The sequence below is a fragment of the Mycobacterium sp. 012931 genome, assembly GCF_000419295.1.
GTDB classification, from domain to species: domain Bacteria; phylum Actinomycetota; class Actinomycetes; order Mycobacteriales; family Mycobacteriaceae; genus Mycobacterium; species Mycobacterium marinum.
On record NZ_AOPX01000001.1, the window covers coordinates 1314326 to 1333857 of the forward strand.

Here is a 19532-nt window from a genome sequence, read left to right on the forward strand (position 1 = left end):
TGGGAGACGGCGAGCGCCGCCGGAAACCGTCGAGAACGCGTGCAGGAAGCGAGATTTGTGAGACTCGGCATGGTGGGCAGAGCCTTGGCGACGGTGATGGCCGCAACGACGTTTTGCGCCGGGGTGTTGACCGCGTGCGGTGGCGATGACCGCCGGGGCTCGTCGGCGAACTCCGGAGCGGTTTCGCGACGGGTGGAGTGCGGCGGCAGGAATACCTTGACCGCCGAGGGGTCCACCGCTCAGGAGGACGCCATGGCGCTGTTCAACCAGGTGTGGGGCGAGCTTTGTCAGGGTAAGAGCGTGTCCTACAAGGCCACCGGGTCCGGTGCCGGCCGCGAACAGTTCATCGCGGGGCGTGTCGATTTCGCGGGATCGGACTCACCGCTGGTCGCCGACCAGATTGGGCCGGCCGCCGACCGTTGCGGCGGCAATCCGGCCTGGGACCTGCCACTGGTTTTCGGTCCCATCGCGTTGGTGTACAACTTGCCTGGCGTCAAGACGTTGATCGTGGATGCCGATGCACTGGCCAAGACCTTCAGCGGTCTGATTCGGACCTGGGATGATCCGATCCTGCTTGGGCTCAACCCCGGTGTGGCGCTGCCCAACGCCCCGATCGCACCCGTCTATCGACAGGAATCGTCGGGGACCACCGACAACTTCCAGAAATATCTGACCGCCGCGGCGCCGCAGGGCTGGACCAACGGGGTCGGCGGGGAGTTTCGCGGTGGTGTCGGCCAGGGCGCACGCGGCTCGGCGGGGGTGATCACCGCGGTGCAGTCCACCCCGAACTCGATCGGATATGTCGAGAAGGGTTTCGCCGACAGCGCCGGCCTGCCGTTCGCGCAAATCAACAACGGCATCAGCGTCGTACCGCTGACCAACGAAACGGCCCGCAGTGCCGTCGATGCGGTGACGTTTGCCTCCAGCGGCAATGACCTGGTGCTGGAGCTGAATTCGATCTACGGGCTGCGCGACCCGGGCGCCTACCCGATCATGCTGGCCAGCTACGAGATCGTGTGCTCGAACGGATATGACGCGGAAACCGGGGCCGCGGTGAAGGCGTTCCTCGCGACCGCCGTCAACAGCGGTCAGAGCGGCCTTGCCTCGGCCGGTTACGTTCCGGTGCCCGATAATGTCAAACAGCGCCTAGTGACCGCGATCAACGCTCTGCAATGACCGCCTGAGGATCAGCGCTCGGTAGGCACAAGGGTGATGGCATCGATGGGACCGCAGTGATAGCACCTGACCCGGCCGACGTGGGTGCGGGGAAGGTCATCGCGGCACCCCTGCCGGAATCGCCGGTCATCTCCATCAATCCGTGGGGCAGCGGCAAACCGGGTTTGGCGGACCGGATATTTCGTTGGCTGGCTCAGGGCGCCGGAGTCCTGGTCGTCGCCCTGATCATCGCGATCGGCGTATTCCTGGCGTGGCGCGCGATTCCCGCACTGGCCCGCAACAAAGAAAACTTCTTGACCTACGGCGGGAATTGGGTGACCTCCGATACGTCGGCGATGCACTTCGGAATCCTCGACCTGCTCGAGGTCACGGTCTTCATCTCGCTGTTTGCGCTGATGTTGGCGATGCCGGTCGCGCTGGGCGTGGCGATCTTCCTGACTCAGTACGCGCCGCGGCGGGTTGCCGGCCCGTTGGCCTACCTGGTGGATCTGCTGGCCGCGGTGCCGTCGATCGTCTATGGCGTATGGGGTCTATACGTGCTGGCGCCGCAACTGCAACCGGCCGCTGCCTGGCTCAATCGCACCCTGGGCTGGTGTTTCCTGTTCGCCAGCGGTGATGGCCCGGTCGACGAGGGCGGCACCGTCTTCACCGGGGGGATCGTGTTGGCGGTGATGATCACCGCCAACACCCGGGAAGTCTTCGCTCAAACTTCCCAGGACCAGATCGAGGCCGCGCTGGCGCTCGGCGCCACCCGGTGGGAGGCGGTCAAGACCACCGTGCTGCCGTTCGGGCGCTCGGGATACGTCAGCGGCGCGATCCTGGGTCTGGGCCGGGCCTTGGGTGAGACGGTCGCGCTGCTGATCATCCTGCGCGGCACCGAGCAGGCGTTCGGATGGTCGTTGTTCGACGGTGGCTCCACCTTCGCCACCAAGATTGCCGGCGCGGCCTCGGATCTCGACGACCAGTATCAGGCCGGGGCCTACCTGGCCGCGGGACTGATGCTTTTTCTGCTCACCCTCGTGGTCAACGCCATCGCCCGCACCGCGCTCATCGGTACCAGAAGGGTGCACCGATGACCTCGATGTTGGACCGGCCGGTCAAGGCGCGCACGTTCTCGGGACTGGCGCGCCGCCGTCGGCTGGTGAACAGCCTGGCGACCGTGCTGGTGGCACTGACGCCGTTGATCTGGGTACTGGGTTCGGTGATCGCCAAAGGCTTCAAGGCGGTGACTTCCAGCGCGTGGTGGACTCATTCGCAGGCGGGGATGACGGCATTCGTGGCCGGGGGCGGCGCCTATCACGCGATCGTCGGCACCGTGCTGCAGGGCTTGGTGTGTGCGGCGCTGTCCATTCCGATCGGCATTATGGTGGCGATCTACCTGGTCGAATACGACGGTGGCGGGCTGATGGGCAGGCTGGTGTCCTTCACCGTCGACATCCTGACGGGCGTGCCGTCGATCGTGGCCGCGCTGTTCCTCTACGCATTGTGGGTCGGGGTGTTGGGTTTTCCCCGTTCCGAGTTCGCGGTGTCCTTGGCGCTGGTCTTGTTGATGCTTCCGGTGATCGTGCGGGCGACCGAGGAGATGCTGCGTATCGTTCCGGTGGACCTGCGCGAGGCCGGCTATGCGCTGGGGCTACCGAAGTGGAAGACCATCGTCCGCATCGTCATTCCCACCGGGTTGTCCGGCATCATCACCGGGATCCTGTTGGCATTGGCCAGGGTGATGGGTGAGACGGCGCCGTTGCTGATCCTGGTCGGATATGCACGGACGATGAACTTTGACATCTTCAGCGGGTACATGGGCTCGTTGCCCGGCATGATGTATGACCAGACCACGATGGGTGCCGGAATGAACCCGGTACCCACGGACCGGTTGTGGGGCGCCGCGCTGACGCTGATCTTGGTGATTGCCATCATCAATATCGGGGCCAGGGTGCTCACAAGAATCCTCGTCGCCAAGTAGTCAAGGGCAGGAGCGCTAAGTGGCCAAGAGGCTAGACCTCAAGGACGTCAACATCTACTACGGGTCGTTTCACGCCGTCGCTGAGGTGTCGCTGTCGATTCTTCCCCGCAGTGTGACGGCGTTCATCGGCCCCTCCGGCTGCGGCAAGACGACGGTGCTGCGCACGCTGAACCGGATGCACGAGGTCATCCCGGGTGCCCGCGTCGAGGGCTCGGTGCTGCTTGACGACGAAAACATCTACGGTCCCGGTATCGACCCGGTGGGGGTGCGACGGGCGATCGGGATGGTCTTTCAGCGCCCCAACCCCTTTCCCGCGATGTCGATTCGCGACAACGTGGTTGCCGGCCTCAAGCTGCAGGGCGTGCGCAATCGAAAGGTGCTCGACGAAACGGCCGAGTATTCCCTGCGTGGGGCCAACTTGTGGGATGAGGTCAAAGACAGGATGGACAGGCCCGGCGGCGGGCTGTCCGGTGGGCAGCAGCAGCGGTTGTGTATCGCGCGGGCCATCGCGGTACAACCCGACGTGTTGCTGATGGACGAGCCGTGTTCGGCGCTGGATCCCATCTCCACGATGGCGATCGAGGATCTGATCAGCGAATTGAAACAGGAATACACCATCGTGATCGTCACCCACAACATGCAACAGGCCGCCCGGGTGAGCGATCAGACAGCGTTTTTCAACCTGGAAGCCGTGGGCAAACCGGGCTGCCTGATCGAAATCGACGACACCGAAAAGATCTTCTCGAACCCGCGGGAGAAGTCCACCGAGGACTACATCTCGGGCCGTTTCGGCTGACCCGGGTGGCCCCGGCCGCCACGGCCGATCGCGGTCAGCGCGAGTGGGTTGGCGATTCGTCTTCGGGGAATCTCCCGGTGGCCTGAAAGATCACTCGCCGCGCCACTTCCACGGCGTGGTCGGCGAAACGTTCGTAGAAGCGGCCCAGCAGCGTCACGTCGACGGCGGCCGCCACGCCGTACTTCCATTCTCGGTCCATCAGCACGGTGAACAGATGCCGGTGCAGATCGTCCATCGCGTCGTCTTCTTCGCGGATCCGGGCCGCCTTCTCCGGGTCGCGGGACAACACCACTTCTTGCGCACTGCTCCCCAATTCGACTGCGACCCTGCCCATTTCGGCGAAGTAGCCGTTGACCTCTTCGGGTAGCGCGTGTTGGGGATGGCGCCGGCGGGCGATCTTGGCCACGTGCAGGGCCAGGGCCCCCATCCGGTCGATGTCGGCCACCATCTGGATTGCGCTCACGATCGCCCGGAGGTCACCGGCAACCGGTGCCTGCAAGGCCAGCAGCACGAAGGCGCTCTCCTCGGCCCTTGCGCTCAGCGTCGCGATCTTCTCGTGGTCAGAGATCACCTGTTCGGCCAGCAGCAGATCGGCTTGTAACAGGGCCTGAGTCGCCCGCTCCATCGCGATGCCTGCCAGCCCACACATCTCACCGAGCCGCTCGGATAACTCCGAGAGCTGCTCATGGTAGGCCGTCCGCATGTGCTAAGCCTACGTTCTCGACCGCCTAAACGCCGCGAAGCGCCGCCCGAAGGGCGCCTACTCGCAGGTGGTGTCGGCGGCGTTGGTCACCGTTAGGTCTTCCGGCAGCTTAATCGGTGGGCTGGTGGAATTGCGGCTGATCTGCACGCTGACCGACGAGCCGCTCGGCGGGGGAGCGGTCACCGCCTTGAAGTCGGCGCCGAGCACCACCTGCACCACCTCGCCGATCCCGGTGACCCGCTCAACCTTGCTGTTGCCGAACGCGGCGGCCACCGTCGCGGCGGCTTGCTCGTTGCCGGGGGCAAAAAGCACCGTCGTGGTCTGCAACGAATTCGGGTAGTCGTCGGGTGCCATCACGTTGAAGCCGTTGCGCTTGAGCTGGCTGGCGGCGGTGGCGGCCAGACCCGTGGTCCCGGTTCCGTTGGAGACCTGCACGGTGACTTCTTGCGGCGAGGTGGTTGTCACCTGTTGGTGCTGAACCTCGTCGGCAGGACTTGCCGGCTGGCGCTGTGGGGGCCGTGGTCGGTGCCGTCGTGGTCGGCCGGTTTCCCAACGTCTGGGCGTTGTGATCGTTTTCCAGCGGCAGCGGCTCATCGTCGATGATGGCGCTGAACAGCGCCTTCATGTCGGCCGTTCGCGGGGGCTCGTCGCCGTTCTCATCGGTGATACCGGTGGGCACGGTGACGAACGTGATGTGTCCGGCCGCCATGCCCTGCAGCGACTGACCCAGCTCAACCAGATCCTTGGTCTTGACGTTGTCGACGTAGCTGTCGCCGATGAACATGTCGACCACGTTGTTGAGCTTGTTGAGGTTGAACAGGGTGTCTTCGGAAATCAGCGAACGCAGCAGCGACGACAAGAACAGCTGCTGACGTTTGATGCGGCCGTAGTCGCCGTTGCTCTCGGTGGTCACCTGGCGGGCTCGCACATAGTTCAGGGCGGTCGTCCCGTCGATCACCTGGCGTCCAGCGTGTTCGAGCACCGTGTCGATTTCGTAGTCGCGCAGCGGCGTGGTGCTGCACACCTCGACACCACCGAGCGCTTGGACCATCTTGGCGAAGCCGACGAAGTCGATGGCGATGAACCGGTTGATGCTCAACCCGGAGAGTTTTTGGATCACCTTCACCAGACACTTGGGCCCGCCGAAGGAGAACGACGAGTTCAGTTTGGTCTCGGTGTAGACCATCCGGGGACCCATCTGTCCCGTCGTCTCGTCATAGATCGGCCCGTACTTGCCGGTGTCGGGGTTCCAGGCCTCGCACTTGACGGGGGTGATCGCCAGGTCGCGGGGGAACGAGACCGCCACTACTCGTTTGCGGTTCGCCGGGATGTTGACCAGCATCACGGTGTCCGACCGCGCCCCGCCGGCGTCCTCGGTGTCACCGGCGCCGACATTCGAATTGGCGCCGGCACGGGTGTCCATGCCGACGATCAGGAAATTCTCGTCGCCGTATTGCCCGCTGGGGTTGACGATGTCGCCCGAGTGCGGGTCGAGCGCGCTCACCGTGTTGAGCCGGTTGTTTTTCGACGAACTCCATTCCCACGCCCCGCCGGTGAGCACCAGCGCCAGCACGGCGAACAGCGCCGCCAGCGACCGCCCGGCCAGCAGTATCGGGCGCCGGCGCGGCTTCGGCTCGTCCTTGCCGGGCCGGGGAGTCTTTGCGGTCGACCTGCGACGCAACCGCGGCCGCCGGGCCCGCGCCGGTGCGGCCGGCTGCTCGCCGGGCGATTCGGGGTCGGACTCGTCGTGCGGATAGTTGGCAGAACCGAGGTCGGGGAGTTCGGAGAGCAGTTGCAGCGAGTAGGCCGGGATGGCGATGACCTCGGTGTCCAGCTGCTCGTCAGCCGGCTCGTGGACCTGGTCGGCGATATCGGGGGCGGCATCCGCGGGGACTGGGTCGGGCTCGGATTCCGGTGCGCTGTGGTGGTGGGCCGGATGGGCGGGAACGGGGGCCCCGAGTTTGGCGATCAACTCGGCGACGCTGACACCGCCGTCGATGTGAGAGCCGACCTTCGGGGTGCGCTCGACGTCGTCGTGGGCTTGGCGCGGTTTCGCGCCACCGCGGGTGTCGACCGCCGCGGCGGCCTGCGCCACGTCGGCGGATCGTGTACTCGACCATCGAACGAGGTCGTCATCGACAGGTGCGGCCGAGAACCGCTCCCACGGCGCGGCGTCTCGCATTTCCTGTCGGTTTGGGGTAATCAATTCATCACCGCGGTGGGTGCCGGACGCGCGCCGATGGCCAGGAGTGGCGTCCCTCTTGCCATCACCCATGTCCTACCGGCCTCCGAAAATCGGATGAAGACATCAGCGTTGTCCGTGCGCATACCACAGCGCAGCGCCAAGGTGATGGCGCCGCGCAATGCAATAAAGCCCACATCGTACTGACATATCGGCGCACACGCGATTTCGAGAGCGTCTCAGTTCGACTGCCGAAGTCGATGGGGCTAGCCGCCGGAGTGCATGACGTCCGCGCCGTCGGGCACCCGGCAGTCATCGGGGTCATCCAGCCAACCCTCGGGAAGGGCGACTCGGGAGGGTGAACCCTGCCGGCCCCTGGGGCCGTTGGCGGCTTCGGGGAAAGCGACGCCGGGGTCCAACCGCGTCAGCAGAGAGTCGAGTTCGTCTAGGGTCTTGACCAGCGCCAATGCTCGGCGCAGGTCGGATCCGGCCGGAAATTCGTGCAGGTACCAGGCGACATGCTTGCGGATGTCGCGCATGCCCTTGTCCTCGCCGAAGTGCGCGGCCAGTAGTTCGCCGTGCCGGCGGATGATGTCGGTCACCTCGTCCAGGGTGGGGGGCGTGGGTCCCGGGTTACCGGTGAAAGCCGCCGACAATTCGGCGAACAGCCACGGCCGGCCCAGGCAGCCGCGGCCGATGACAACGCCGTCGCAACCGGTGGCGGCGATCATCGCCAGCGCATCGCTGGCGTCGTAGATGTCTCCGTTGCCGAGCACCGGGACCGTCCGCACGTGCTGCTTGAGCAGCGCGATCTGCTCCCAATCGGCCGTGCCCGAGTAGCGCTGTGCCGCGGTCCGGGCGTGCAGTGCGACCGCGGCGGCGCCCTCGGCCTCGGCGATGCGGCCGGCATCGAGGTGCGTGTGGTGCGCGTCGTCGATGCCGATGCGGAACTTGACCGTCACCGGTATGTCGGTGCCCTCGACCCCGCGCACCGCGGCGGCGACGATCTGGCCGAACAACCGTCGCTTGAACGGCAGGGCGGCCCCACCGCCACGCTTGGTCACCTTGGGGACCGGGCAGCCGAAGTTCATGTCGATGTGATCGGCCAAGCCTTCCTCGGCGATCATGCGGGCCGCAGCGTAGGTGGTGTCGGGGTCGACGGTGTAGAGCTGCAGCGACCGCGGCGATTCGTCCGGGGCGAACGTGGTCATGTGCATGGTGACCGGATGGCGCTCGACCAGAGCGCGCGCGGTCACCATCTCACAGACATACAGTCCACTGACCGTGCCGACCTTGGCCTGCTCTAGTTCACGACACAGCGTGCGAAATGCGACATTGGTCACACCAGCCATCGGCGCCAATACAACCGGGCTGGCCAGCTCGATCGGGCCGATGCGCAATGCCGGAACTACCGCCGGCTCATCGGCAGCTTGCCGGCCGTCTTGTGCAGTTCGAAGGCCGACACCCGCTTGCCGGTACGAGCTTCCCGATCGAGCTGGCGCTGCTTGGACTCCTCGAACTTGTCGCAGGACATCTCGAGTTCCTTGACCAGCAGGGCAAGTTCGTCGCGCATCTTGGCGCCCTCGCCGGTGAAGTCCTCGCGCTCGAAGATGCGCCACTTCTTCAGCACCGGCATGACGACCTCGTCGAGGTGGATGCGCGGGTCGTAGACGCCCCCGACGGCGATGATCACCGCTTTGCGCCGGAACTCGGGCACCTGGAACCCGGGCATCTTGAAGTTGTGCAGGATCAGGTGCAGCGACTTCATCGCCTGGTTGGGGGCCAGGTCGAACGCGGCCTCGCTGACGTCGCGGTAGAAGATCATGTGCAGGTTCTCGTCGGCCGAGATCTTGGCCATCAGCTGGTCGGCGATGGGGTCGTTGCAGGCCTTGCCGGTATTGCGGTGCGAAACGCGGGTGGCCAGCTCCTGGAAACTCACGTAGATGACCGAGTCGGTGACGCTCTCGGCGAAATAGTCGCCCTGGTGGTTCTGGCCCGGGCTGAAGCCGCGGTTGACCACCTCGAGCCGTAGCTTCTCCAGCTCGACCGGGTCGACGGAGCGGGTCACCACCAGGTAGTCACGCAGCGCGATGCCGTGTCGGTTCTCCTCGGCGGTCCACCGGTTGACCCACTGACCCCAGGCGCCGTCCATGCCCATGTTCATCGCGATCTCGCGGTGATAGGAGGGCAGGTTGTCCTCGGTGACCAGGTTCTGCACCATCGCGATCTGTGCGACATCGGAAAGCTTGCTCTGCTCCGGGTCCCACTCCTGGCCGCCCAGGGCGTAGTAGTTCTTGCCGTCCGACCACGGGATGTAGTCGTGCGGGTTCCAGTTCTTGTGCATGCTGAGGTGCCGGTTGAGGTACTTCTCAACGACCGGTTCAAGCTCGTGCAGCAGGTGTAGGTCGGTCAGCGGGGCCGACATGGCGCCCTCCAGTATCTGTGGTTTTGCGGATTTATCTGTGTCTGTGGGTTGCAGTCAATATATCTGTGTCGATCGGTAGCATCAAGTTTGCGCACTATCGGCCGCGCCACTAGTGGCGTCGCATTTCGCGCAAATATCGAGTCGCAGGCCCTGCGATATTAATCGGCTTAGTCGTGCTGTCGGGCAGCGACTGGGTGCTCGGCTTCACCTCGGTCACGGTGTGGAGCGTAGGCGGCGGCGGTGCCGAGCAACAAATCCACGCAGTAGTCAATAAATTGCTGGCGGGTGGCTCCCAATTGTCCATTCAAATATGCGGTGAAAAGGCCGGTAAGGGCACCGATCAGGCTGGTGGCGACCAGTTTCTGCAAAACGGGGTCGGCGATTTGAGAGAGTTTGCGTTGCAGTAAATCGATGAAGTTGGGCATCCAGTCCGCGCCGGAGCGCGTCAGCACCGGTTCGACGGCCGGCGCCAAAAGCAGGACGCGACCGCGTACCGGATCATCGACCATCAGTGCAACGAATCGCTCCACGGCGTCTCGGGGGGTATTTGCCGACATAAGCGTCGCCATCGCTCGGGTGCAAACGTCGTCGTAGACTGCGCGTACGAAATGGTCACGGTCGCTAAAGCTTTCATAGAAATAACGCTCGGTGAGTGCCGCTTGGCGGCAGACCGCGCGAACGGTCAGCGCCGGTCCCGCTTCCTCGCCGAGCAATTGAACGCCGGCGGCGATGAGGGTGTCGCGGCGTACGGCGTGGCGATCTTCCAGCGTGACGCCCGTCCAGCGACCCCGTCTTTGACCCGCCTGCACATCCCTCCTAGAATCAAGTGACAACGCGTGTAGTCAAAATTGCTGACATCACCCAACCGCCTGGGGGACACCAGTGACCCAAGATACGTCCGCGGCCTGCCCACTGACCAGCGCCGAGCCGAAGTCGTCGACGAACTCTGCCGGCCAGGTTGCCGCGCCCGGCGATTCGCAACCCGCAGCAACCGGTTGTCCGGTTTCGCCGCTGGGCTATGAGGCGCCGCCGATCCCGCTGGGGCCGGACTCGTTGACGTGGCGGTACTTCGGTGACTGGCGCGGCATGTTGCAGGGGCCATGGGCGGGATCCATGCAGAACATGCACCCTCAACTTGGCGCGGCCGTCGAGGATCACTCGACGTTTTTCCGCGAGCGCTGGCCCAGGCTGTTGCGGTCGCTCTATCCGATCGGCGGCGTGGTGTTCGACGGCGACCGTGCCCCGGTCACCGGCGCCGAAGTCCGCGACTATCACGTCAACATCAAAGGGGTGGACGCGGCGGGTCGCCGATACCACGCCCTGAATCCGGACGTCTTCTACTGGGCGCACGCCACGTTCTTTGTCGGCACAATTCACGTGGCCGAACGGTTCTGTGGGGGGTTGACCGAAGCGCAGAAGCGCCAGCTGTTCGACGAACACGTGCAGTGGTACCGGATGTATGGCATGAGCATGCGGCCCGTTCCGGCGTCCTGGGAGGAATTTCAGGTCTACTGGGACCACATGTGCTGCAACGTGCTGGAGAACAACTTCGCCGCGCGCGCCGTGCTCGATCTGACCGAACTGCCTAAACCGCCATTTGCGCAACGGGTTCCGGACCGGCTGTGGGCGTTGCAGCGAAAGTTGTTGGCCCCGTTTTTTGTGTGGGTCACCGTCGGTCTTTATGACCCACCGGTGCGAACCCTGATGGGCTATCAGTGGTCGCGGCGCGATGAGTGGCTACACCGGCGCTTCGGGGACCTCGTGCGCCTGATCTTTGCGCTGGTGCCGCGTCGAATGCGCAAGCATCCGCGCGGGCGCGCCGGCTGGGATCGGGCCATGGGGCGTATCCCAGCCGACGCGCCATTGGTGCAGACTCCGGCGCGCAACCTGCCGCCGCTGGACGAGCGTGACAACCCCATGCACTACTGCCCTGAGGTCTGATCCGGCGCGGTGTCAGCTGTGCGCGTGGCTGTGCACGCTTTCCAGGCCCGATTCATGCACGTGCTGATGGGTGTGCTCGGTCCCGTCATCGTGTGAGTGCGGGTGTGCGTGCTCGACGTGTTCGTGCTGATGGGTGGTGTGGGCGTGGCTGTGGGTCACCTCGCCGTGCCGGTGTTCGTGCGCATGCGGCCCGTGGTGGGTATGCTCATCGGACATGGATTCATCTCTCCTTTTTCTTCTTGTGTGAAACATGTTGTGGTTCTGAGGGGCTCGGTTAGGCGTCGGTTACGGCCTGCAGCCCGCCGTCGGATCGGTGATGGCGGGGGACGCCGGGGCCGGCGTGCTCGGCGTGCTCGGCGTTGAAGACCGCATCGATCACCAACTGCCGCACGTGCTCGTTTTCCAGGCTGTAGAAAATCGTCGTCTTGTCCCGGCGGGTGCGCACCAGCCGAGCCATCCGCAGCTTCGCCAGGTGCTGGGAGACCGAGGGCGCGGGCTTGTGGATGTGTTCGGCGAGTTCATTCACCGACATCTCGCGATCGGCCAGCGACCATAGGACCTGCACGCGAGTGGCGTCGGCAAGCATCCGAAACACCTCAACCACCAAGCCCACCTGATCGTCCGGCAAGGGCTGTGATCTGTTATCTGCATGCATACGCAGATAACAGTTCAGATTGGTAGTGTGGTGTCAAGATCACCGGTTGTTGGACGTCTAGTCGGCCGAGTTGGGGGCCGCCGCGCGCTTCCCGCCGTTGAGCTCCTGCCAGAACCGGTAGACGTTCACGGCTGAGGGGCGCGGGCCGTAGCGCATCGGCAGGCGACGGTCCTGCCAGGCCTTGGCGAACTCGTCGTAGAAGGTCGCGAGCTCGAAGTACTTGCGGTCGTCGACGTAGTACTGCTCGTAGATGTCGCGGGTGGTCAAAAAGATGACTTCGTCGGGGGAGCAGTAGTAGAGCGAACCCAGGCACATCGGGCATGGGTGCGCCAGCACGTAGAAGGTGGTCCCGAACAGCTGCTCGGTTCCCAGCTTGGTGCACGCTGCGCGGATGGCGAGGATCTCGGCGTGGGCGGTGGGGTCGTTGGTCTGGGCCACCTTGTTGGCGCTCTCAGCGAGCACCTGGCCGTCTTTGACGATGACCGTCGCGAATGGTCGGCCGCCTTCGGCCACGTTTAGGCGGGCGAGATCGATGGCGCGCTGAGCGAAGTCGGTCACACTTGTCAGCCTAGACCGGGCGCAATCGGCGCAGCCTGTGATACTAACTAGATTATCTATAGTCTTTTCCGGGTTTGGGGACGAAGGAGCGGCATGGTGCGTACCGACCGGGATCGTTGGGACCTTGCGACAAGTGTCGGTGCGACGGCGACGATGGTCGCCGCCCAGCGCGCGCTGGCTGCCGACCCGCAGTACGCGCTGATCGATGACCCGTACGCGGCCCCGCTGGTGCGTGCGGTCGGCATCGACGTCTACACCCGGCTGGTGAATGGACAGATTCCGGTTGATGTGGAGTCTGGATTCGATCCGGCCCGGATGGCCGAGGCGATGGCCTGCCGGACCAGGTTCTACGACCAGTTCTTCGTGGACGCCACCCGAAGCGGGATTTCCCAGGTGGTGATCCTGGCGTCCGGCCTGGATGCGCGCGCCTATCGGCTGGGCTGGCCGGCGGGCACCGTCGTCTATGAGGTCGACATGCCACAGGTGATCGAGTTCAAGACCCTCACGCTGGCCGATCTTGGGGCCGAGCCGACCGCCGAACGCCGCACCGTTGCGGTCGACCTGCGTGACGATTGGGCGGCCGTGCTGCAGGCCGCCGGATTCGACAAGGACGTGCCCTCGGCATGGAGCGCCGAAGGCCTGCTCGTCTACCTACCCGATGACGCCCAAGGCGCGTTGTTCGACAACGTCACCGCGCTCAGTGCTACGGGCAGCCGGCTGGCCTTCGAGTTTGTCCCCGACACGGCGGTGTTCAACGACGAGCGGTGGCGTTCGCACCATGCCCGGATGAGCGAACTGGGGTTCGAGATCGACTTCAACGACCTCGTCTACCACGGTCAGCGCAGCCACGTCATCGACCATCTAGCCCGCGACGGCTGGCAGAGTGCGTCCCACACCGCCAAGGAGCTACACGCGGCCAATGGCTTGGACTATCCCGACGATGACATCGCCGCCGTGTTCGCCGACATCACCTACACCAGCGCGGTGCTCGGGCGCTAAAGGCTGCGTAGCCGGCGCTAGGAGCGCAGCAGTTCATCCCTGAGGCGCGGGGTGATCAGGTCTTGGAAGACCTCCCGCGCGGGACCGTAGAGGTCCTGCAGGGTCGAAACGAGCGCATCCCGGTTGAACTCGGGAATCGAGCCGAGCGGCGTCCAGAAGCTGTCGATGTCCATCAGGAAGAACGGTCCGGTCTGGGCCGCGGTGACGCGACGCAGGTGGTAGTTCGCATCGAGGGCCTGGCCCATGCCCGGGCCGTAACGCAGGATGAGCGACTTGCCGGGCTGTGCCTCGCGGTAGACCGCGGCGCCCTGCCACTCGGCCATGGACAGCCCGCCCGGAGCGATGCGTTGCGGACCGAGAAGCTGCTCATCGATCCAGTTGCTCCACGCGATGCGGCCATCGACACCGGCGGGAACCCGGATTTCGAGGACGTACCGCAGGCCGATGCGCTCCACCCCGACGATGGACGACACCTGCGCCCGCGCGTCCGCGACCCGCAGCAGGATGTCGCAAAAATTATCGAAACTGCTGTAAGCGCTGGTCTCGACGACGATCGCCTGGTTCTTCAGCGACGCGGAAACCGTGTTGTCCCGATTGCCGTAGCGCACGAAACGGTCCGCCACGGGCGTGGGGGCGGCGCCGGGAGCCGTCATGCCCCAACTCACGTCTTGGGCTTGACGTTCGATGGGCAAGTCGTTGATGAGAAGGTGCTTGAGCTCGCGGCTGCTTGATTCGGTGAGCGAATCCGTTGCCGGGTGCCGAATTTCCGCGGTCACCAGAGCAACGGGTGCGTTGGGTTGGACTCCATCGGGATTCATCTCGGGAAGCATAGCCGGAGCATAACCAAGCGCTGGCGGGTTCTAAACGCCGCCCAAGGCTGGATGTGGCCGAAACCGTGAAGTGATCGTGCCCACTCTCATCGGCCGCGGATCGCACCCGGCCGATTCGCGCCTGCGGCCCGCCTCGGGATCGGCCGGCTCCGTGAAACGACCGATCCCGCGCGGGGAATCGGCCGAGTTCACGGCCCGTTTGAGTGCCCCCACTAGGACTCGAACCTAGGACCTGCGGATTAAAAGTCCGTAGCTCTACCAACTGAGCTATAGGGGCTGCGGAGGTCAAGGATACTGGGTCCGAAATGGGGGCTCGTTTGAGGATTGGCCCTGTGGTGACCTAAGCTAGCGAGGCTTCCAACGAACCACGTTGCGAGTGCCCCGGAGTGATTCGGATCGGGCCCCCATCGTCTAGTGGCCTAGGACGCCGCCCTTTCACGGCGGTAGCACGGGTTCGAATCCCGTTGGGGGTACACGCGACGCGGTAACGCGGAGCAAGTAGTACAGCAAGGCCCTGTGGCGCAGTTGGTTAGCGCGCCGCCCTGTCACGGCGGAGGTCGCGGGTTCGAGTCCCGTCAGGGTCGCCGATTATGGCGAGGCACATGCTGCCTTGGGGCCAGGTAGCTCAGTCGGTACGAGCGTCCGCCTGAAAAGCGGAAGGTCGGCGGTTCGATCCCGCCCCTGGCCACTCTTCTGACCTGCATAGACACGGATTATGCACTCGATGGTTGGTTTGGTTCGTCCGGTTCTTGTCCGGTCGTCGGTGTCTGAATCTCAGTCGCGTGAAGCTGATCGAGGTTGGTTGCCACTTGGTCTAGTTCGTCGGCGTAGAGATCGCTATAGATGTTCGCGGTCACGGTCGGCGTCGAGTGGCCCATGGTCTTCTGGACATATCTGAGGTCGGCGCCGGATTTGCGGGCCAGGCTGGCGTAGGTATGGCGTAGATCGTGGATGGTTAGTGGCGCTAGGTCGGTGCTTTTGAGGGCTTTGTTCCAGTGGGTGTGGCGACGCCTGTTGTTGGAGCGCAACATCGCTCCGTTGGCTGAAGTGACGGCGGGTTGGTCCGGTGCCCGCCCGGTGATACGCCCCTTGAAGATGTCGACGACGACTTGGGGGAGCGGGACGGTTCTAATGCCGGCTCGGGTCTTGGGTGGCCCGATAACAATGTGGCCCTCAACTTCCGGTGCGGCCCGTCGCACATAGAGCCGACGAGCAGTCAGGTCGATGTCCTTGACCCGGAGGCCGACGAGTTCGGACCAGCGCAGGCCGGTGTAGGCCAGGATCGTCACCACGTCGCCCTGATCGTCGCACGCGGTAGCGAGCATCCGGACCTCCTGAGCAGTCAAGTATCGGTGACGCTCCCGCTCAGGAATGCGGCCCGCCGAGACGCCGAGCGCGGGGTTGCGGTGGATGCGGCCGTCCTGGTGTGCGACATCGAGAATCGACCGCAGGAGACGCAGCGTCGACACCTTCCGCCCACGGGCCGACCGTCAGGCCGTCAACGAACGCCTGGACGTCAGCGCGGGTGATCTCGTCGACCGGCACATGCCCGAACCGCGGCTTGATGCGCAATTCCCAGTGCTGGTTGTAGCCGCTCCAGGTCTTCGGCGACACCGCCGGCTTCTTGGAGTCGGAGAACTGCGTCCAGATCCTGCTGAGCGGCGTCCGACCAAGGCGGGGGTCGAACCGACGTGCGCCCAGCGCGGCCTCGTTGTCCCGTTCGGACTTGAAGGCCTTCGCCTCGCGCAGCGTCGGGAACGTCGCGGACGTTTCCACCCAGCCGGATGGGGCGTCCGGGTCACGGATCAGGTAGCGGACTTGGTAGCGGGGCTCACCGGCGGCGTTCAGCCGTTTACGGATGCCGCGCGGAGTGTTGCCGGCCATTACCGACGCACCTGCTTGAGCCAGGACCGGACTTCGGTCGCATCCCAGCGCCGTACCCGCTCCGACAACGTGTAGCAGGGCGGCCCGATCTGCTCGCCGGTCGTTTCGCGGAGCGCTGCCCACCGGTTGAGCGTCGCGGCAGAGACGCCGAGCAGCGCTGACACCTGATCTGCAGTCAGCAGCTCAGGAAAGCCGCCGGTGGACACGAGCGTTTCCCGGAGACCGTGAATCACCATGGCATCACCTCGCTGCTCGGATTGCATCGGACCCGTTATTCACTGCGCTGCCCTCCGGCGGTTGTCGATCTTCCGTACTGCCTTGCAGTGGAGCGGATCTGATCGTCAGACCAGTAGTCGGATCGGACCTTGGTCGTATGGCCGTCCTCGGCGATCACGTAGCCGGTACCCGGTCTGTCGGGGCTGATTCGGTGTGCTGCCGCTTTCTCGGCCATGCCGTCACCGAGGACCATCGTGACTTCCTCGCGGGATCGCAGTCGAAGCGCAATGGTCTGGGTAAACAGGCCTCGCATCGGCAGGACTTCCTTGCGAGGGTCTTGCAGGAACGCGGCGACCACGATGCCCAGTGCTCGACCCTTGGTGAGAATCCGTGACAACAAGGCGGCGGCTTCCTTTCGAAGAGCTGGGTCGCTCATGTAGGCGGTCAGCCCTGCCAGCTCGTCGATCAGCAGCACGACCAGCGGTGAGGCCTTGGTCGGACGGTGCTCGCGGGTGAGGCTGGCCATCTCGTTGCCGCGCTTGTCCATCAGCATCTCTAGCCCGGCAAGGGTTGCCACGGCGTCGGTCTCGGTGGTGGCGATCTTGGTGAATAGACCTGCGCCGACTGACAACTCGATGCCGTACTTCAGGTCAATTCCGATCAGATGAACTACTCCGGCGCCGACGGCAGGACCAAGCCCGCAGGCGATGCCCCAGAAGACGGAACCTTTGCCTGCACCCGAGCAGCCCACGGTGAGGGTGTGTCGGCCGCTCAAGGGAAGGATCCAATCGGAACCGTCCTCGCGCCGACCGAGTGTCACCCGTGTTGTTGTCACCGCCATTGGCGGCGCTGCGTGACGTACCGTCGACAACTGCTCCCGCTTGACCAGCTCGATGCGCATCGTCCCCGGCGAGACGACAACCGCCCGCGCCGAATGTGCGCCGGTAGCATCACGGATCGCAGGGACTGCGCGCTCCAGGTCTTCCACGGTTTGTCCCATCCTTGCCCGCACCGTGAGCCGCAGGGTGGTCTGAGACACCTCTGTTCCCAACAGCTTTGGATGAAGCCAGCGGGTCGAAGTGACCTGGCGCCCTTCTTTGTCGCGACGCGTCACCTGTTCGGAGGCGGACAAGCCGCAGCGCTTGCAGAGCCTGCGCCAGGAGATGCACGCCCACAGTCGCCAGCTCAGGAGTGTGGCCGGTGTTGCGAACCGTTCTTCGAACGTCTCGGGTGAGTGCAGTCGCCAGGAGACGAGTGCAACGCCGGCGAGTGCCACGATGATCGCCACCCACAGGCCGAGAGTGGCGAGGAAATTCACGACGTGGTCGAGCCGGAACGGGGTGTCGGGATCGAGCTGTGCGTAGGGATCGGGATTCATGCCGACTCCCGACTTGTCGCTGCGCTCGTGGACGGCTTGCCCGGTGCCCTCATGTCGGAGGCTCGAAACGACCAGGCGATCCGGGAGAAGTCACCCGATTTCTCAACGTAGGGCAGCGCCATGAGACCGTCGAAAACCACTGGGGTAAAGGGTGTTCCGCTGGAATTGGCGGGCGCGGAGGGCTGCGTCGGCGAGGCGAACTTGACCGTCACCGTTCGGCTGCGCTTCGGTGCTGCGGGATCACCGTCGAGTACTTCGACCTGCCACATCGGCAAGCCGGTATCGCGATCCCTTGCCTGCACGCGGTTGTCGCCGGAGGACTTGTCGAAGTCGATCATCGGCGTTATCTCGGATACGAGGAACGCGCCGAGGGCGAACACCTGGTCGTGGCCGATTTGGAGCCATTTGGGGATGGACATTGCTGAGCCTTTCGAGGGAATTGACTAGATGACTACTCAGCCCAGTCGTCTAGAGGAGTAAGTCAAGTGTTCGGGCGCGCTTGGTCGTTTCGCGACGTTTCAGCGCGCGGAGAAGTCGTATTCCAGCAGGTAGGCCGATGCCACCTTCACTGTGTCGCACACTTCAACGGCCACGTCCTTGGTGTCATAGGCAGTCCGCACCACTGTTAGAACAGGCGCCCCTGGCGGGAGCTGCAAGGCACGGCGTTCTTCGGGAGTGGGCATTCGGGCGCCGACCTCCTCGGTGAACCGCGCGAGGGTGTGACCAGCCTCTTCAAAGCGCGCGTAGATGCCACCTGGCCCCGTGTCGGTCTGTTCGATCTTGGTGCCCTGCGCGAATGCGACAGGAATGTATGAGGTTGCCGTTTCGACCGGCTTGCCGTCGGCGAGGTAACGTCGGGACCGAACCACCACTTCGTCATCTGCAGTCAGTCGAAGCCGTTCGGCCACAACCGAATCCGGCCTCTCGCGGGAAACGGTGATGTTGTCGACTTGAGGTGTGTGGCCGGACCTCTCCGCTTCGACGGTGAATGCCGCTTTGCCGTTGGCGCGATGTTGCCGGGCGAAGCGATCGGATGCGAGCCGCCTAATTGGGGGGGCGGGGCGCACAAACACCCCGCGACCGTGCTCGGAGATCACCAGGCCTTCGGTGCGCAGTTCTTGCACTGCCTGGCGGACTGTCATCCGCGCGACCCCGAAATACTCGATTAACTCGGCCTCGGAGGGCAGGCGTCCGCCAGCTTCTAGCTCGCCAGAGATGATGGCGCCACGCAACATGCTGGCGATCTGCCGATACGGCGGCTTATCGTCCGCCCGGTCGATCTGGCCAAGTTGCAGCACCTGAGAGCCTTCCACTACATGTCTAGGCGACTAGTCTAGGGAAACGACACGTCCCCTGTCACTAAGGGAGTCGGCCGCAGAGGAGTCTTGCGCATGGCAGCCACACCGAAACATTCGGTCAGCGTCGCCGGCATTGTGGTCCGCGACGACGGTCGCGTTCTAGTCATCAAGCGGGACGACAATGGCCACTGGGAGGCGCCCGGGGGGGTCCTGGAACTGGATGAATCTTTTGAGGCCGGTGTTCAGCGCGAGGTGTTGGAAGAGACAGGGGTTGAGGTCGCCGTCGAACGGCTGACTGGTGTCTACAAGAATCTGGCTCACGGAATCGTCGCGTTGGTGTACCGCTGTCGGCCGCTCGGAGATGAAGCGCACGCCACTGAGGAGGCGTGCGAAATTCGTTGGATGACAAAAGAAGAAGTGCAGTCGGCGATGGTCCCGGCGTTTGGTGTGCGTGTGCTGGATGCCTTCGAGGAAGCGCCTCAGTCGCGGGCGCATGATGGAGTGAATCTCGTGCGCGTGTGACAGCTC

Annotated in this window: 19 protein-coding genes, 4 tRNA genes and 2 pseudogenes; 10 read left to right on the forward strand and 15 right to left on the reverse strand. The window is 64.4% G+C overall.

Going from position 1 to position 19532, the window contains the following annotated elements; genetic code table 11:
* The first annotated feature begins 69 nt into the window (after positions 1-69).
* The 4 genes from pstS to pstB are packed head-to-tail and all read left to right on the forward strand — an operon-like array spanning position 70 to position 3935.
* Positions 70-1176 (forward strand): phosphate ABC transporter substrate-binding protein PstS, encoded by a 1107-nt coding sequence (pstS, locus tag MMSP_RS05875; protein ID WP_020785853.1) that lies wholly within the window; start codon positions 70-72, stop codon positions 1174-1176.
* A gap of 56 nt (positions 1177-1232) precedes the next feature.
* Entirely contained in the window at positions 1233-2252 is a 1020-nt protein-coding gene (gene pstC / locus MMSP_RS05880) for a phosphate ABC transporter permease subunit PstC (protein WP_020785854.1), read from the forward strand.
* On the forward strand, positions 2249-3139 hold the full coding sequence (gene pstA / locus MMSP_RS05885) for a phosphate ABC transporter permease PstA (RefSeq protein ID WP_020785855.1): 891 nt from the start codon (positions 2249-2251) through the stop codon (positions 3137-3139). Before pstC ends, pstA begins: the two co-directional genes overlap by 4 nt.
* 19 nt (positions 3140-3158) lie before the next feature.
* A complete protein-coding gene (gene pstB, locus MMSP_RS05890; RefSeq protein WP_020785856.1) occupies positions 3159-3935 on the forward strand; it encodes a phosphate ABC transporter ATP-binding protein PstB in 777 nt (258 codons plus the stop codon).
* 34 nt (positions 3936-3969) lie between these two features.
* Here pstB and phoU read toward each other — a convergent pair whose 3' ends face one another.
* The 5 genes and pseudogenes from phoU to MMSP_RS05915 form a co-directional block, all read right to left on the reverse strand.
* Positions 3970-4638, reverse strand: a complete 669-nt coding sequence (gene phoU, locus MMSP_RS05895) for a phosphate signaling complex protein PhoU (RefSeq protein WP_012396392.1) — start codon at positions 4636-4638, stop codon at positions 3970-3972.
* A 57-nt stretch (positions 4639-4695) separates the two neighbouring features.
* A pseudogene (locus MMSP_RS05900) lies at positions 4696-6820 on the reverse strand (LCP family protein).
* Between the two features lie 266 nt (positions 6821-7086).
* Positions 7087-8220, reverse strand: a complete 1134-nt coding sequence (gene dusB / locus MMSP_RS05905; RefSeq protein ID WP_020785860.1) for a tRNA dihydrouridine synthase DusB — start codon at positions 8218-8220, stop codon at positions 7087-7089.
* A gap of 8 nt (positions 8221-8228) precedes the next feature.
* The gene (locus tag MMSP_RS05910) at positions 8229-9245 is read right to left on the reverse strand and encodes an acyl-ACP desaturase (RefSeq protein WP_012396389.1); all 1017 of its coding nucleotides are present in this window, start codon (positions 9243-9245) and stop codon (positions 8229-8231) included.
* A 167-nt stretch (positions 9246-9412) separates the two neighbouring features.
* Positions 9413-10054, reverse strand: a complete 642-nt coding sequence (locus tag MMSP_RS05915) for a TetR/AcrR family transcriptional regulator (protein ID WP_020785861.1) — start codon at positions 10052-10054, stop codon at positions 9413-9415.
* Positions 10055-10127: 73 nt separating this feature from the next.
* Here MMSP_RS05915 and MMSP_RS05920 point away from each other — a divergent pair, with 73 nt between their 5' ends.
* Entirely contained in the window at positions 10128-11186 is a 1059-nt protein-coding gene (locus MMSP_RS05920; protein WP_020785862.1) for an oxygenase MpaB family protein, read from the forward strand.
* Positions 11187-11198: 12 nt separating this feature from the next.
* Here MMSP_RS05920 and MMSP_RS05925 read toward each other — a convergent pair whose 3' ends face one another.
* From MMSP_RS05925 to MMSP_RS05935, 3 genes are read right to left on the reverse strand one after another with little or no spacing between them, the layout of a single operon-like run.
* The gene (locus MMSP_RS05925; protein WP_012396386.1) at positions 11199-11402 is read right to left on the reverse strand and encodes a hypothetical protein; all 204 of its coding nucleotides are present in this window, start codon (positions 11400-11402) and stop codon (positions 11199-11201) included.
* 58 nt (positions 11403-11460) lie between these two features.
* Positions 11461-11841 carry a metalloregulator ArsR/SmtB family transcription factor gene (locus MMSP_RS05930; RefSeq protein WP_051153614.1) on the reverse strand — a complete coding sequence of 127 codons (381 nt, stop codon included), beginning with the start codon at positions 11839-11841 and terminating at the stop codon, positions 11461-11463.
* Between the two features lie 57 nt (positions 11842-11898).
* Positions 11899-12399, reverse strand: a complete 501-nt coding sequence (locus MMSP_RS05935) for a nucleoside deaminase (protein ID WP_020785864.1) — start codon at positions 12397-12399, stop codon at positions 11899-11901.
* Positions 12400-12492: 93 nt separating this feature from the next.
* Here MMSP_RS05935 and MMSP_RS05940 point away from each other — a divergent pair, with 93 nt between their 5' ends.
* A complete protein-coding gene (locus MMSP_RS05940) occupies positions 12493-13398 on the forward strand; it encodes an SAM-dependent methyltransferase (RefSeq protein WP_036426239.1) in 906 nt (301 codons plus the stop codon).
* A gap of 17 nt (positions 13399-13415) precedes the next feature.
* Here MMSP_RS05940 and MMSP_RS05945 read toward each other — a convergent pair whose 3' ends face one another.
* Positions 13416-14228, reverse strand: a complete 813-nt coding sequence (locus tag MMSP_RS05945; RefSeq protein WP_012396383.1) for a TIGR04255 family protein — start codon at positions 14226-14228, stop codon at positions 13416-13418.
* Between the two features lie 204 nt (positions 14229-14432).
* Positions 14433-14505: transfer RNA gene (locus tag MMSP_RS05950), tRNA-Lys, on the reverse strand.
* A gap of 123 nt (positions 14506-14628) precedes the next feature.
* Here MMSP_RS05950 and MMSP_RS05955 point away from each other — a divergent pair.
* The 3 genes from MMSP_RS05955 to MMSP_RS05965 all read left to right on the forward strand — a co-directional run bounded on the left by MMSP_RS05955 (position 14629) and on the right by MMSP_RS05965 (position 14916).
* Positions 14629-14701 (forward strand) — tRNA-Glu (locus MMSP_RS05955).
* Between the two features lie 37 nt (positions 14702-14738).
* A tRNA-Asp gene (locus tag MMSP_RS05960) sits at positions 14739-14812 on the forward strand.
* Positions 14813-14842: 30 nt separating this feature from the next.
* Positions 14843-14916, forward strand: a tRNA-Phe gene (locus MMSP_RS05965).
* Positions 14917-14941: 25 nt separating this feature from the next.
* Here the strand turns inward: MMSP_RS05965 and MMSP_RS05970 are convergent.
* From MMSP_RS05970 to MMSP_RS05990, 5 genes and pseudogenes are all read right to left on the reverse strand, one after another.
* Positions 14942-16112, reverse strand: a pseudogene (locus tag MMSP_RS05970) (tyrosine-type recombinase/integrase).
* On the reverse strand, positions 16112-16348 hold the full coding sequence (locus MMSP_RS05975) for an AlpA family transcriptional regulator (RefSeq protein ID WP_015357256.1): 237 nt from the start codon (positions 16346-16348) through the stop codon (positions 16112-16114). Before MMSP_RS05975 ends, MMSP_RS05970 begins: the two are co-directional and overlap by 1 nt.
* A 35-nt stretch (positions 16349-16383) precedes the next feature.
* Positions 16384-17706, reverse strand: coding sequence for an FtsK/SpoIIIE domain-containing protein (locus MMSP_RS05980; protein ID WP_020785868.1), 1323 nt, complete (start codon positions 17704-17706; stop codon positions 16384-16386).
* Positions 17703-18125, reverse strand: coding sequence for a hypothetical protein (locus tag MMSP_RS05985; protein WP_015357254.1), 423 nt, complete (start codon positions 18123-18125; stop codon positions 17703-17705). Before MMSP_RS05985 ends, MMSP_RS05980 begins: the two co-directional genes overlap by 4 nt.
* Before the next feature lie 99 nt (positions 18126-18224).
* A complete protein-coding gene (locus MMSP_RS05990; RefSeq protein ID WP_015357253.1) occupies positions 18225-19004 on the reverse strand; it encodes a GntR family transcriptional regulator in 780 nt (259 codons plus the stop codon).
* A gap of 93 nt (positions 19005-19097) precedes the next feature.
* Here MMSP_RS05990 and MMSP_RS05995 point away from each other — a divergent pair, with 93 nt between their 5' ends.
* Entirely contained in the window at positions 19098-19526 is a 429-nt protein-coding gene (locus tag MMSP_RS05995) for an NUDIX hydrolase (protein WP_015357252.1), read from the forward strand.
* The last annotated feature ends 6 nt before the right edge of the window (positions 19527-19532 follow it).